Source organism: uncultured Cohaesibacter sp., from assembly GCF_963556055.3.
GTDB lineage: Bacteria > Pseudomonadota > Alphaproteobacteria > Rhizobiales > Cohaesibacteraceae > Cohaesibacter.
On record NZ_CAUVYE020000003.1, the window covers coordinates 1 to 12,997 of the forward strand.

Annotated in this window: 14 protein-coding genes; 8 read left to right on the top strand and 6 right to left on the bottom strand. The window is 46.7% G+C overall.

The features are described from left to right. Window positions 1–60: 60 nt before the first annotated feature. The 6 genes from ACHZB8_RS00640 to ACHZB8_RS00665 all read left to right on the top strand — a co-directional run bounded on the left by ACHZB8_RS00640 (window position 61) and on the right by ACHZB8_RS00665 (window position 6,780). Window positions 61–1,026, top strand: coding sequence for a site-specific integrase (locus ACHZB8_RS00640; RefSeq protein WP_316857982.1), 966 nt, complete (start codon window positions 61–63; stop codon window positions 1,024–1,026). Window positions 1,027–1,119: 93 nt separating this feature from the next. Beyond that, the gene (locus tag ACHZB8_RS00645; RefSeq protein ID WP_316857983.1) at window positions 1,120–1,416 is read left to right on the top strand and encodes a helix-turn-helix transcriptional regulator; all 297 of its coding nucleotides are present in this window, start codon (window positions 1,120–1,122) and stop codon (window positions 1,414–1,416) included. Continuing rightward, on the top strand, window positions 1,413–2,642 hold the full coding sequence (locus ACHZB8_RS00650) for a type II toxin-antitoxin system HipA family toxin (RefSeq protein WP_316857984.1): 1,230 nt from the start codon (window positions 1,413–1,415) through the stop codon (window positions 2,640–2,642). The genes ACHZB8_RS00645 and ACHZB8_RS00650 overlap by 4 nt, the downstream gene beginning before the upstream one ends. Before the next feature lie 369 nt (window positions 2,643–3,011). Beyond that, window positions 3,012–4,535: a MobA/MobL family protein gene (locus ACHZB8_RS00655; RefSeq protein ID WP_316857986.1), complete on the top strand. Its 1,524-nt coding sequence runs from the start codon at window positions 3,012–3,014 to the stop codon at window positions 4,533–4,535. Between the two features lie 64 nt (window positions 4,536–4,599). After that, complete coding sequence (locus ACHZB8_RS00660) at window positions 4,600–4,851, top strand: hypothetical protein (RefSeq protein ID WP_316857988.1); 252 nt, start codon at window positions 4,600–4,602, stop codon at window positions 4,849–4,851. A 147-nt stretch (window positions 4,852–4,998) separates the two neighbouring features. Continuing rightward, window positions 4,999–6,780, top strand: coding sequence for a hypothetical protein (locus ACHZB8_RS00665; RefSeq protein WP_316857989.1), 1,782 nt, complete (start codon window positions 4,999–5,001; stop codon window positions 6,778–6,780). Here the strand turns inward: ACHZB8_RS00665 and ACHZB8_RS00670 are convergent. The 4 genes from ACHZB8_RS00670 to ACHZB8_RS00685 all read right to left on the bottom strand — a co-directional run bounded on the left by ACHZB8_RS00670 (window position 6,749) and on the right by ACHZB8_RS00685 (window position 10,184). Beyond that, a complete protein-coding gene (locus ACHZB8_RS00670) occupies window positions 6,749–7,684 on the bottom strand; it encodes a M48 family metalloprotease (protein ID WP_316857990.1) in 936 nt (311 codons plus the stop codon). The two genes, ACHZB8_RS00665 and ACHZB8_RS00670, sit on opposite strands and share 32 nt — an antisense overlap. A gap of 2 nt (window positions 7,685–7,686) precedes the next feature. Further along, window positions 7,687–9,342, bottom strand: a complete 1,656-nt coding sequence (locus tag ACHZB8_RS00675; protein ID WP_316857991.1) for a type IV secretory system conjugative DNA transfer family protein — start codon at window positions 9,340–9,342, stop codon at window positions 7,687–7,689. Window positions 9,343–9,669: 327 nt separating this feature from the next. Further along, entirely contained in the window at window positions 9,670–9,801 is a 132-nt protein-coding gene (locus ACHZB8_RS00680; protein WP_316857992.1) for a hypothetical protein, read from the bottom strand. A gap of 104 nt (window positions 9,802–9,905) precedes the next feature. Continuing rightward, on the bottom strand, window positions 9,906–10,184 hold the full coding sequence (locus ACHZB8_RS00685) for a type II toxin-antitoxin system ParD family antitoxin (RefSeq protein WP_316857994.1): 279 nt from the start codon (window positions 10,182–10,184) through the stop codon (window positions 9,906–9,908). A 612-nt stretch (window positions 10,185–10,796) separates the two neighbouring features. Here ACHZB8_RS00685 and ACHZB8_RS00690 point away from each other — a divergent pair. Together ACHZB8_RS00690 and ACHZB8_RS00695 are read left to right on the top strand one after the other, a co-directional pair. Continuing rightward, the gene (locus tag ACHZB8_RS00690; protein ID WP_316857997.1) at window positions 10,797–11,006 is read left to right on the top strand and encodes a hypothetical protein; all 210 of its coding nucleotides are present in this window, start codon (window positions 10,797–10,799) and stop codon (window positions 11,004–11,006) included. Next, window positions 11,003–11,533 carry an antirestriction protein ArdA gene (locus tag ACHZB8_RS00695; protein ID WP_316857999.1) on the top strand — a complete coding sequence of 177 codons (531 nt, stop codon included), beginning with the start codon at window positions 11,003–11,005 and terminating at the stop codon, window positions 11,531–11,533. The genes ACHZB8_RS00690 and ACHZB8_RS00695 overlap by 4 nt, the downstream gene beginning before the upstream one ends. A gap of 20 nt (window positions 11,534–11,553) precedes the next feature. Here the strand turns inward: ACHZB8_RS00695 and ACHZB8_RS00700 are convergent, their stop codons facing one another. Together ACHZB8_RS00700 and ACHZB8_RS00705 are read right to left on the bottom strand one after the other, a co-directional pair. Continuing rightward, on the bottom strand, window positions 11,554–12,645 hold the full coding sequence (locus tag ACHZB8_RS00700; RefSeq protein ID WP_316858001.1) for a hypothetical protein: 1,092 nt from the start codon (window positions 12,643–12,645) through the stop codon (window positions 11,554–11,556). After that, window positions 12,635–12,964 carry a hypothetical protein gene (locus ACHZB8_RS00705; RefSeq protein WP_316858002.1) on the bottom strand — a complete coding sequence of 110 codons (330 nt, stop codon included), beginning with the start codon at window positions 12,962–12,964 and terminating at the stop codon, window positions 12,635–12,637. Before ACHZB8_RS00705 ends, ACHZB8_RS00700 begins: the two co-directional genes overlap by 11 nt. Window positions 12,965–12,997 lie beyond the last annotated feature (33 nt).

Consider the following 12,997-nt stretch of genomic DNA (forward strand, 5'->3'; position numbering starts at 1 on the left):
CTCGGCAAGAACAACTTGATCAAGCCACTAAATTTGCCGAAGACTGGTATTTAGAGCTACGTGGCAAAATCCGTTCTGGCGATATCAAGGCAGAAAAAAACCTTTGCTGATGCAGCCCAAACTTTCATCAAAGAGTATACCGCCATTACAGCAGGGGAACGGAATGCTCGTTACGTTGAAAACCATGCTGGCCGCTTAAGAAACTACCTCTTACCCTTTTTCGGCAAAAAAGGCCTGTCCGAGGTTACTCCAGGCCTCGTGCAGGAGTACCGCATTGAACGGCTGACTCCGAACAAGGATGGCAAGGTGCCAGCCCGCAGCACTCTCAATCAAGAAATTGTAGTTCTCCGGCAGGTCATGAAAACAGCTCAACGCTATGGGTGGTTACAGCATCTACCAGATTTCTCAGCGCCCTATAAAACCTCCCAGAAAATAACCCACCGAGCTTGGTTCTCACCAGAGGATTATAAGAAGCTCTACACTGCAACCCGCAAAAACGCACAGGAAGCCCAAGGCAAAAAATGGCAGTGGGCTGCCGAACAGATGCACGATTATGTGCTGTTCATGGCCAATACTGGTCTACGCCCTGACGAGGCCAACAATCTGCAATACCGCGACGTCTCCATTGAAAAAGAAGATGGCCAAACCATTCTAGTAATTGAAGTGCGTGGCAAGCGTGGCGTTGGCTACTGTAAAAGCACGCCCGGTGCAGTCCATCCCTTCCAGCGCATGAAAAAGCGCAACAAACCACAGAATACTGACCTACTATTTCCAGCTTATCATCGTAAAGGCTTTAATCGAGTGTTGGAAGATGAAGGGCTAAAATTTGATCGCGAAGGCAATCGCCGCACCGCCTACAGCCTTCGACACACCTATATTTGCCTCCGGCTATTAGAAGGGGCTGATATCTATCAAATTGCCAAGAACTGCCGGACCAGCGTGGAAATGATTGAAAAGCACTATGCAGCTCACATTAAAACCAGTCTGAATGCATCCGCGATCAATGTACGGCGGAAGCGAAGTTGATGTCAGCTTTTAGTCGTTGCAATTTTTCATAACTAATCATATATTATTAGTATTGATGAAATTTCGGGCACCACTAATCACATGATATCACTTTTGACAGTACCAAAAGCTCAGCAGAAAATCAGGGAGCGCTTAAAGACGCGCCGCCTTGAACTTGGTTTTACCCAAGAAGGGCTGGCCAATCGCGCTGGAGTGAGCTTACCGACCTTGCGCCGTTTTGAACAGAAAGGGGTAATCTCACTGGAAGCTTTTCTGAAGCTAGCAATGGTTTTGAACGCATTGGAGCCCTTTGTTGAAGCAATTCAGCCAAGCAAGCCGACCTTTTCCTCTATTGATGATGTACTGACCGATAAAAAGGCTAAGCCACGCAAAACAGGTTGGCGCTCATGAGCTTTTCACCTATCTCCGAAATTCGCGTTGGGCTTGATTTTACTGGCGCTCAGATACCTGTGGGGCGCTTGGCAACACGAGACCGGAAGATCTATTTTGAATATAACGACGAATTTTTAGGCTTAGGTCTGCATATCTCGCCCTTTTCCCTGCCCTTGGAACCTGGGCTTAAAACGTTTGAACCAACCCTGTTTCAGGGCTTACCGGGCGTTTTCAATGATAGCCTGCCGGATGGCTGGGGACGGCTCCTCATTGACCGCACAATCCGGCAATCTGGTATTCTGCCGCAACAATTGACCCCTTTGGATAGGCTGGCTCATGTTGGCCACAGGGGGATGGGCGCGTTGGTTTATGAGCCTAACTATCGGGCTGAGGATGTTCCAACCCTTGTTGATCTCGACCTACTGGCTTCCCAAGCAGAGGAAGTTCTAACTGGTGAGGCACCAGAGGTTCTGGCGGAACTCCTCGCAGTCAACGGTTCCTCTGCCGGAGCCCGTCCCAAGGCCGTCATTGGTGTTAGCCAAGACCACCAGACTATTTGTCATAGTCAAACCCCTCTTCAGGATGGCTATAGTCATTGGCTTGTCAAATTCGCCACAAGCATGGATGGCATTGACGGGGGTGTGATTGAATATGTCTATGCCCTTATGGCACAAGCTGCGGGACTGAATATGCCGGAAATTCACTTGTTTCCTGCTCAGCAAGGCCCTGGCTATTTCGCGGTTAAGCGCTTTGACCGTGTTAGTGAGCAACGTCTGCATGTGCACAGCGCCTGTGGTTTGCTTCATTCTGATTTTCGTACGCCTGCCCTTGACTATGAACAACTTCTGGCTTTAACCGAAAAACTAACTCGAGACGTACGGGAAGTTGAAAAAATGTTCCGGTTGGCAGTGTTTAATGTACTGGCACACAATCGGGACGATCATTCCAAAAATTTCTCTTTTTTGATGGATCGGCAAGGCGAATGGACGCTTTCTCCCGCCTATGATTTGACCTTTTCCTCCGGTCCCAATGGTGAGCAAAGCACAATGGTGTTGGGTGAAGGCAGAAGCCCTACAATTGGTCACCTTAAAACTCTTGGTAAAGAAACGGGCATTCGCCCCGATTATGTCAACGAAGTGATTGATCAAGTGCAGCACGCTCTTAGCCAATGGGAAGAACTGGCCAACCAGTGTGGTGTCCTCAGTTCAAATATCGCGCTTATTGGACAGCACCTTCAAAGATAGTTTAAATTCAAACATTGCGCTTTTCAGCAATGCGCTGCAGGTCTTGAAGTAGCCGAACCAGAATCTGCGCTCGTTCGTGCTGAATACTCATGATACCAATGTGGTCATCTGACAAAACACGAAAAATATGTCGTTGTGCCCTTAGCTCTCCACACACCCTCATATTGACATTTTCGGCTGCCAGGCATCCTATCCCTCATTTGCTTTCTCTATAGGTATAACGCTGTACATAAATAATGCAATATATTTTACAATCATGTATTCCCTCAAAGAAAGTTCCTCCTTCGCTGTCAATTTTCAATTTAGTCTTGAGTCTGCATTAAAAGTGCGCTTGGGTATCTGTACAACCTTTTGCACCGGAGTCGCCCGATGGCAAACGATCAAGATGTTACTTGGGAGAGCATCCATTGCCATGCCGACAATGTCTCACGCAAGCAAGGACATAGCGCCGTTGCAGCAGCAGCTTATAACACCCGCGCCCGTTTAACTGACAAGCGCACCCGTAAAATTCATCGCTACACCCGCAAGAAAACAGATATTATCTGCTCTGGCCTACTTGCCATCAAAGGGGCGCCAGCTTGGGCAACCAACCGTGCGGACTTCTGGAATAGGGTTGAAGCGCAGGAAAATCGCAAGGATGCCCGCGTTGCTAAAACCATCGAGGTTTCCATTCCACGAGATGTTCCGCAAAAACTATGGCAAAATCTGATTGAAGAGTTTACCGCCCCTTTCGTTGCGAAAGGATTAGTGGTGGATTACGCCATTCATGATGACGGCAGTGGCCACAATCCCCATTGTCATATTTTGCTACCAACCCGCCCTCTCAGTGAAGACGGTTTTGCGGACTACAAGTTAGCAGAACTAAACGCCAAAAGCTTTCTCTATGACATTCGGGAAGCATGGGCAAACGTCTGCAACAAATTTCTTAAGGCAAACGGTTCAAGCATTCGTTTGGATCACCGTAGCCACAAAGCCCGTGGACTCACCCAGCCACCAACGCGGCATCGCGGCAAACAATCCCGTGCTCAGGAACCACATTTTTTGCATAAGGAGCAACCTAATATGGCCAAGCGTCCGACTTATTACGACAAGAAAGATTTTCCTAATCTCACCAATAGGGACGATTGGCCACCACAGTTTCAAACACCCAGTCCTGATATGACGGATGAAGAAAGACAAGAGCTCGCTGATTATTGGGAGAGGAAACTTCAGGAACAAAAACACACTCAAACACAGGAAAACGACGGCATTTGGGGCGAGAACAAACAACAAGCCGCAGATATCCAAGAAATCCTAGAAATTAAAGCCCGCTCCTTGCCGATAACACATGACGAACAGGCTCTGCTAAATGACGTACGCGAACACCAACCTGAAGAGGTGGCTGAAGTCGAGCATCAGATTATTCGACACAGAATGAACAAACTGCAACAAGAACAGGACCTCCCAAATCCTGATCACGTGGAAGAGCAATACCACCAAGCGATGCAAAAACAACGAGATCGATTATTAGGCTACACGCCTAAGGAACAACAGCGCATAGTGGAGGCTCGCCAACACTCCGAAACAGCGGTTAACCGCGTTCGGGATGAAATTCTAGCTGAACGGGTCGAAGATCATCACAAGCGCCTTGATGACTTGCCGCGCGAAGAACAATGGGCCCATTTAGGCCGTCTTGCTCGCGCTGAAGAACTGAAGCTGTCAGCGTCACAAAAAGAACAACTCCGCGAAGCCGCCGAAATCGCGCGCTATGAGAATAACAAAGGCATCTACAATATGGCGCGCGAGCATATCCTCAAAAACGAAATTGAATTGCTAAAAAGCCAGGACGAACAGTTGCAAAAACAGGAGCTGGAAAGGCAATACGATGAGCAAGAGAAAACTTGGCAGCGTTGAATTTGATTGACGGAAAAACAGAATAGTCAAATAATTACACCATAACAAAATACTGGGTACTTATTTGTCAATCTTGGATTTAGAGCCTCGAAATGAGGAAGAAAAAAGGCTTCAGGACGAGGAAATAACTCGTCAGGAATTCGCGCGATTAACTGAAAAGCTTTCCAAAGACGGGGTCAAGATCGCAACTTCCGACTACATCCTGTTCAAGCAGGCTTTTGAAGCCTTTTACTTCGGAAATGGGAACGAGAAAACAGCACAAACCATCAAAAAGTTCTGCGATCGAGTTGGGTTGCCACCAAAACTACTAGCGTAGATTTTCCCTCGATTGGTACGGGTGTTGTCAAAGCACAACGCGCAGCCTCTTGTATAGGTTGTATTCCACCAGATACCGCGGCATAGTGCCTAAAGTCATTTTCAGCCGCTTTTCGGCTCAATTCTTTTTCTTTGACAGGCACTGGGTATGTTTAGAGCTATCCTGCTGATTTTTCTTCTGTTAGTTTCCGCCACTTCGGTCCAGGCCAAATGGATTTTTCATCCAAAAATTCGGGGAGCTTTTGCGAAAGGAACTGGCGTTGCAAATCCGATAATGCTGGGCTGCATATCTGGCAATTTTAATATCAGTTTTGAAGCAAGTCGGAAAAACTGGTCACTAGGCAAACACGCTGTCGACTATATTTTTGACGACACGACAAGGATTTCCTTTCAACATATTGCTTATGATAATGAGGAAATGAGAATTTTTGTTGGCACGGGCTTCAATCGCGATTTTATTGATAATCTCTCCCGCAATAACAGCGTTCAAATCAGAATTGATGGCAAACGGCTCATGAATGTGTCGTTAGCAGGCTCCTCCGCCGCTATCAGTTCTGCCCTTAATAATTGCCATATCGATTTAGCCAATCTACCTAATCGCCAATTCATTCAGCAAGAACGCTATAAAATCATGTCGCCGAAAAAACAAAATTCCGAAAAAGGTAACGAGCAGATCACTCCGCCAACGTCTACAAAAATACCCGATATTACGCCAAAAGAAATCCGCCCAACGCAAGAAGTAAATCGAGTTGAAACGATCCCACCTTCCCCAACTCAAAGATGGCAACCTGTCATCATAATGAAAAACGCTATCGCGGTGTGCAGCGATGACGACTCAAATTCCCATTGTTTCGGTTTAACCTGCTTGGATGGAGGCTTCCGAACCTTGCTATTAGGTACAGGCGGCGTTGCTGATGTGAAATTCTTTCGAGACATTAGCATAGACAATGCAGCAAAGCATTGTGTCCGCTTTGTCGGCTATCATAGCGACAAAATCTCCTATATGGCAATTGGTGGTGATCCTCTTCACAAGGCATTTATCAATAGCCTTAAAAGCGGCATGCAGGTTAGCGTTTCATCTAAAGATAAGACATTTCAGTATTCCCTAAATGGCTCCAGCAAAGCAATAGCATCATTAGTGCATCAATGTGGCATCAATCTCAGCCAAATTCCCACTCAAAGCTATACGAAGTGCTCTTCCGGCATAAAAAAACAAAAGCTCAAAATTGGAACCCTGCAGTGGGCCATTGATATTTTGGGGAAAGAAGCTTCTCTGGTTGATGCAGATTTGAGTTCAATTGAGCTTATAGATATTGACGACAATTCCCAAACCAAGGAATACCTATTACGACTCGGAGGAAGCTATTTCTGTGGCCCGAGCACTTGCCAACACTATATCATTCAGCATTTGGCTGATTACGGAGATCAATTTGATGACCTAGTTCTATTGAACGGTGTTTCTACCACAACGCTCACAATTAAGAACACCAAATATAACAAATTAAAAACCCTTGAATTATGCACCAATCAAGGCTGTTCCAATTGGGCATTTAATCCGAATAATTTGGGATATGAATTAAAAAAGAAATTGGAACAAACAGAAAAGAAAGCTAAAGAGCAAAAACTCGTGGCTGAGAAAGCTAGACTAGAAAAAGAACGGAAACGCCAACAACAATTGGCTTCGCAAAAGCAGAGTTATCAGCGTCGAAGCAATTACCAACAACAGTTGTTTCAACCATTTTACCCTCAACCGAGAAGACGCTCGACTTTTAACTTTTCAGGGTCAGTAAGCTTCTTGCAAGCTTTCCCATTCTTACTTATTTTCTATCCATTCCTAATGAAGCTTGTTACCTTGTACCGCGAAGGCCAGAACACCGCAGACTGGAAGAAGGCAGAGGCTATGCAGCATTCTCAGCAGTCAGTTTTATAGGCAACCGATATATATATTCACGATTCCTAATTGCCTCTATCCGACGATCCAGTGGAGGATGTGTACTAAAGAAGCTATGCGCGTTAGACCTGAACATTAGGTTAGCGAAGCGTTTTTGTTGACGTGAGGGTTCCGCTTTATCGTTGATTATTGCCTGCAAGGCTCCAATCATGTCGGAAGGGCTCACTAACACCGCCCCAATTGCATCTGCATAAAATTCGCGTTTGCGGGACAACCGCAAGATTTCTATTTCAGAAACAAAACTAAACATCCAGCGTGCAACGTTTTTAAGTCCCCGGAAAATCAAGAACCAAGTGAGTGAGTCTTGCACTCCACGAGCCATCGTCATCCGATGCATATCTTTATTGGCGACATGTGCCAACTCGTGGGCCATTACGGCCATAAATTGTTCTCCGGTCAGTTTGGCGATAGCGCCCCGTGAAAAAGCTACCAAAGCGTTGTCCTGAGAAGTTCCTGCCGCAAACGCATTGATATCTTCACTTTCAAAAAAACCAATATATTTAACCTGAGGAATAGCCAATTGCTCGCACATGGTATGAACACGCTTGACAATATCATGATCAGATTCAAGCAGTTTTACTCCCATACCACGCGCGATACTCCCGGAACCACCTGCCCCTAAATTTGCGAAAAACCAGCCTCCAACAACAGCCCACACAGGAATAATAAACACACCCATCACAGTCATAGTCGCAGCCTGAGCTATTACGGCTGGTAACATTAAAAAAGCTAACGGCCCGGTCAGAGCGAGAGTTGTGCCAAGAAAGAAGAAAAACACACCAATAATCAATCCGACAATGGCACCGAGAATTAGAATACTGACCGTGGTCGAAACTGGATTTCTTAGCCGAGAAGGGTCGAGTTTAACGTCAGGCAATTCCATCGTCATGTCCATTCAATTCCGCAACGACCTTTGATTTTATCATCTTGATGCCAAGGCATCAGCCGCGTTTTAGCCCGTAGGCCGCCCCGGAAGAATACCAAGCCATTACGTGGTTGACCTGATTCAAAAGACGCCATATAGCGCTCCACCTGATCTGGGGTCAGTAACGCAATTTTTTGATAGGAATACTTTTGGTCAATCGAATAGGACGTAGCGCTCCCGCCGATTGATGTCGTTCCGCTGGAAGGGTCTGCAATCGTTTCAGTTTTAAAACCTAGGTATTCTGAGATATAGCTTGCAGTATCTTTGTCATCTGTTCCAAAGAAGGTTTTAACTTCCACCTGAAGAAATGATTGCCAATTGTCCGGGTACCGGTGCCGTAACGTGGCTAAATCTTGCAGGAAAAACCATAGTCTCACACCCGCGCTAGCATGGGTCCGCAGTGCATCGACAAACTTGTCTGAACGTTCCAGCGCGAGAAACTCGTCCAATACAAACAAAACAGGTATTTCAGGTTTTGTCCGGTTATCCAGCATAGCATTAAGAGCGGCAGCAAAAATAATCTGCACGAATGTGGAATACGGGGTCAAATCGTTAAAGGGCAAGACCAAATAGACCGTTGCAGCGCGGTCTTTTAGGCTCTGAAAACTAAAATCTGAACATCCCGTCACATCTCTAAGTGCTTGAGTATCCCACATTTGCATATATTGGTTGATGCTATCCATCATGCGGGAACGTCCATCGTTGCTTTTTGCATCCACATTACGTGCCGCATTACGAATACTGGCGGGCATGTCGGCGGCCTTCATCTCGCGTAAGAGTTGGTCAAAACCCTCATCAAGATTAGCCGTAACATCACGCAAAACGCCAATAGAGCGATTCCGACCATCCTGATACAACGCAAAATACTCGATTGCACCAGCCAAGAACCCAATGGCCTCGTTATCAAAAAACCGCTGTTTACTATCTTCCGAGCGCGGATAAATCATTTCGGCCATTTCACGAGCAGAGCGGTCATCCTTGACCATATCCAGCGGATTAAAGCTATTACTTCCAGTTCCGAGGCTAGGAACAGCAAATGGATTGATTTTAAATACCGGCCCCACATTTTCTTTGCGCCATTTGGCTGTTGCCTCCGCTAGTTCACCTTTGGGGTCTAAAACAACCGCAGAACCCTTATAACGCAATAAGTTGGGAATAATCTGCAAGGCACTTTTGCCGGTTCTGGTAGGAGCGAGTGTAAGTAGATGGCTTTCACCGTTCCAATAAAGCGGTTCGTCCGTTTCGTTATGCTGTCCGAAAAACAAACTACCAGCTTGGTATGTAGCTTCACCCAGCAAGCCTGCGGTTCTAAGTTCAGCTTGAGATGCAAAATGGGCATCTCCATGCACTGCGGGAGGGTTCTCAATCAGTTCCTGTTGCATTTTCAAAGCGGCTTGAGCATGGTTGGCAACATGGATAATCGCTTCTGCTTGCTCTTTATTACCTGCCTTATAAGCGGTTACAGCATTAGCTATCGTAATTGGATCATAGCCTTCTTTTTCCAGCCGCCGCTTAAACATCCAAGCTCCAGCGCTGCTGCCTATGGCAACACCAGCTTTGGCACCTTTCCAAATCGCGTCAAGTTCTCCCGTCGGATCAAACGGATTATTGCCCATACTGTTCCCCACAGGTATTAGACCTAATACAACTACACGTTATCGCCACGATCAGAAAATGCAAGAAGTGCAAACATGCACTCAACAAGCCAAACGGTAAAATCTTGCCAATTTCTGCTTAACCTGTTTAAAAGCGCACTTACATGTTGCCCAACCTGTACATGTTCAGAAGAACACGTCCTTGGTTCCTACAACATTACCGTATTTGCAGGCCTCTTAAGGAGCCCACAAATAACGGAAGCGCGGCAAGGGGACACCCCCTGCACCCCACGCCGTGCCAACTGGCTATTGACTTCTTTTTACCTGAACAAATCGGGAGAATTGTGCCTAAAAATCCTGCTGACCAATGATGTTGGCAATTTCAACAACACCATCGACGATCCGATAATAGATCGCATCTTCTTCGTAGACACTGCGACGGTACCCGTCGCGTACATGATTCACGGCCGGATAGAGCATGGGATGGGTAGCACCGAAAGAGACCGTGATAGTATTTATCAGCCAGCTCCTCACCAAATTTCAAAACCCCATACCTATAGATGTTTTTGAGATCACTTTTTGCCTCAGCGCTTAATTTGTAGGTCACCATTCAAGCGCATTTCTTCTTTTACTTCTTGCAGGAGCCCTTCCGCAGATACGGTCTCAAAGCCACTCTGTTCCGCTTTAATTAGCTTTGCACGTATCCGTTCCAACTCTTTCCCCTTATCAGCATCCCGTAACTGCCGTTCCCGAATAAGCTCGCGGATCACTTCGCTATCATTCCCATAATGGCCCGCCTCAATCTGCGAACGGATCCATTCATTTTGCTGACCTGTCACGGTGATACTCTTTCGGATCATCATGCTTTCATCCTATTTTGTATTAATCTTTCATATAATATCTCATTACTCTTATATGTACCAGCATTAATGCAGCCTACCATTTCACAGGGACCGAACGGTTCCTGTTTTCACATTCCCGAACGGGATCATTCCTTTCTTGTCAGGGAAGCCCGCAGGGGCTGAGCGACAACACGCTCCATCCCCACATGCAGAACATGGTTGAGCAAGCTCCTGAACAGGGGCTGCGGTTTCGTTTTGTCTGGCAGCTCATTTATTCCGGCAACACGTTCTCAGCAACGGCTGCACCTATGGTGCGATACAGGGTTCGAGGCACAGCCTACCACTTTGATGCCCCAGCAACACGGTTTATCTCCAACGGCATTTATCCCCTCTCCTTGAAGCTCTTGCGTTGACCGTCGAGTTTGGTCTGCGTCTCAATCGCACTCTCCCGGTTAAGCAGCTCCCTGTGGCTGGAATTAGTCGGAACAATCGTTCGGGCCGCCTATCCTGCAAGGGATGTTCCGCCGCAGGCGGTCTCCCGAGAACACCCTTGCACGCTAGGCTTGAGGCCCCAACGCCAAGTTCTCCGACCAGCCACACGGGGTGGCTGCCAACTAAAGAGGAGAGCCAATCATGGCAACACAAACCAGAAACGACAAAGCACCAACTCATGAAGTCTTTCATGTAGTGGGAGATGGAGACAAAGCTCGCTGGACCAAAATTGGGGTGGCATGGGCCCATCAGGATGGAGCAGGACTGAACCTTGCAATCAACTATACCCCACTGGTTGACGGTAAAACCATCATCCGCAAAGCGGGACGCAAACAGGAGGCCGCCAAATGACTTCCTATTTAACTGCAAACGGAGCCGACAATAGCTCCGTTTATTTTGCCCAGCCTTACAACATTGATGCCGTCGGGTTCTATTTCACGAGTATGGAAGATTATTCGGTCAAAGCTAATGGACATACAGACCATTATGGCCAACCCGTAGAAGAATATGAAATCCAGTTCATCAATGGTGACAACTATCGGCTGTTTAACGAGCTTGCGATCAATCAGGCTACGTTGGCCACATGGTTTGAAAACTTTGCGGACATTGAGGCAGATGAAGATGACTATCTCAAAGCGGTTTATCTAGCTGAGAATGGCTATGACATCGCGGATATTCTGTCCAGAATGCGTGATATCTGGCTCTATCACGGCCGGGCTGAGGACTATGCCGAGGAAATCATCTCAGAATGCTATGACGTACCGTCCCAGCTTGAATACTACATTGACTATGAAGCGTTCGCACGCGACATGCGCATCAACGGAGATTTCGGTGTTCTGGAAACCGATCAGGGTGATGTTCTGGTATTCGGCCATTAATGAGCCGAATACCCCTTCTCTTACGGACGATGCAGTATCCGTATCCCCCTCGTACCTTCAATGACACAGTCAAATCCTGCATTTTCTTCGAACCCTTGCGCAATTAACTCGGCAAGCATCCTGCTGCTTTCATTCTCCGGTTCAGCAAGATCAGAGGTACTGATGTCGGCAATACCGCTAAGTTCAATATTCAACGAAAGCAAGTCATCTTTTTCGACAGGAATAATACTGCCCTCGCCAAACTCATAACGACGCAGAAACTCCATAACGGCCCATTCTCTCAATTGCCAAACAGCAAGCTTTGCATCCAACTCGGTTTGCGGATGATCAGGATTCTGGTTCAATGCATGGGAATCATCCGCAAGTGCATACAGCACTTGCATCCGCGCAACCGCTATCGTTAAGAACACCAAGTACTCCTTCAAGCGCGGACCCGAGATCCGGTTCGCATAAGCCCCGATTACCGTATTTAGCCCAAAGATGTCTGCTGCAACTTCTTCCTCTAACATGTCATTACCATCTGGGTAGATTGTTGCAAATTCGGATTGATCAGCAAGCAGTTTGCGAGCTTCTTGCATATACGCAGCGAACTGCTTTTCACGGCTAAATACATGACCAAGTTCATGATTGTGCATGAAATCGGTCGCTAATGCGGAAAAAGTATCGGTAGAGTGTTCCAATTCCGGCAACTGAGTACGGAAAACAATGATTTCACGCAAATATTTGTCGTACTCAATCAGCGTCTCTAAAAACAATACCCTGGCCATGCGCGTGTCTTGATGCACAAACAATTGTTCGGCAAAAAACTTTTTTGCTAAGCCTCGTGCCAGTTTCGCATTTGAAATACCGAAATCGCGATTGATTTCGCGTGAAGCAATCATCGCATTCAGTGCAAGATTGGTCAGAAATGAAGTCATATAGCCGTTATTAAAGATAACGAACACATCGCCAAAGTCTCTTACCAGATACTTGTGGCCTTTGCTGTTGTGCATCACCTGATAGATATGACGCACTGTTTCAAGCTCAACGCCCTCAAGGGTAATCTCGCTGACCCGATACAGGTTGTGGAACTCTTGCCCACTTACCAAGTGAGCAAGATCCTCAATCTGCATCTTTGTCGTCCTGTTTCAATGAAGTGGACATCTTCTGAATGGCGATCACAACGGTATTTAGGTCATTCGGATCGACATTCTCAATTTCAATCTTGTCCTCACCTTTGGTGACAACAATAGTTTTGATCGTTTTTGCCCCCAATAGCCGGAGTAAAAAGCTTTTGAAGCTTGAGATTTGCGATTCGGTCAATTCTCCTAGTATCTTGAGCACTCGATCGCTATCAAACCCAGTATCAAGACTGATGAGCGCACCAGTCATTTCGGTGCGCAGTTCATCAACTTCGGCCTTACTAAACTGGCCTTCAATCCGAATTTCCATCTGAAAACCTTCCCATCGCGGCATTTACCCCAA

Excerpts from the sequence above, each read along its gene's own strand:
- ACHZB8_RS00655 (WP_316857986.1), top strand. The coding sequence starts at position 3,012 with ATGGCAAACGATCAAGATGTTACTTGGGAGAGCATCCATTGCCATGCC.
- ACHZB8_RS00690 (WP_316857997.1), top strand. The coding sequence starts at position 10,797 with ATGGCAACACAAACCAGAAACGACAAAGCACCAACTCATGAAGTCTTT.
- ACHZB8_RS00670 (WP_316857990.1), bottom strand. The coding sequence starts at position 7,684 with ATGGAATTGCCTGACGTTAAACTCGACCCTTCTCGGCTAAGAAATCCA.
- ACHZB8_RS00695 (WP_316857999.1), top strand. The coding sequence starts at position 11,003 with ATGACTTCCTATTTAACTGCAAACGGAGCCGACAATAGCTCCGTTTAT.
- ACHZB8_RS00665 (WP_316857989.1), top strand. The coding sequence starts at position 4,999 with ATGTTTAGAGCTATCCTGCTGATTTTTCTTCTGTTAGTTTCCGCCACT.
- ACHZB8_RS00680 (WP_316857992.1), bottom strand. The coding sequence starts at position 9,801 with ATGCTCTATCCGGCCGTGAATCATGTACGCGACGGGTACCGTCGCAGT.
- ACHZB8_RS00700 (WP_316858001.1), bottom strand. The coding sequence starts at position 12,645 with ATGCAGATTGAGGATCTTGCTCACTTGGTAAGTGGGCAAGAGTTCCAC.
- ACHZB8_RS00650 (WP_316857984.1), top strand. The coding sequence starts at position 1,413 with ATGAGCTTTTCACCTATCTCCGAAATTCGCGTTGGGCTTGATTTTACT.
- ACHZB8_RS00705 (WP_316858002.1), bottom strand. The coding sequence starts at position 12,964 with ATGGAAATTCGGATTGAAGGCCAGTTTAGTAAGGCCGAAGTTGATGAA.
- ACHZB8_RS00685 (WP_316857994.1), bottom strand. The coding sequence starts at position 10,184 with ATGATGATCCGAAAGAGTATCACCGTGACAGGTCAGCAAAATGAATGG.
- ACHZB8_RS00675 (WP_316857991.1), bottom strand. The coding sequence starts at position 9,342 with ATGGGCAATAATCCGTTTGATCCGACGGGAGAACTTGACGCGATTTGG.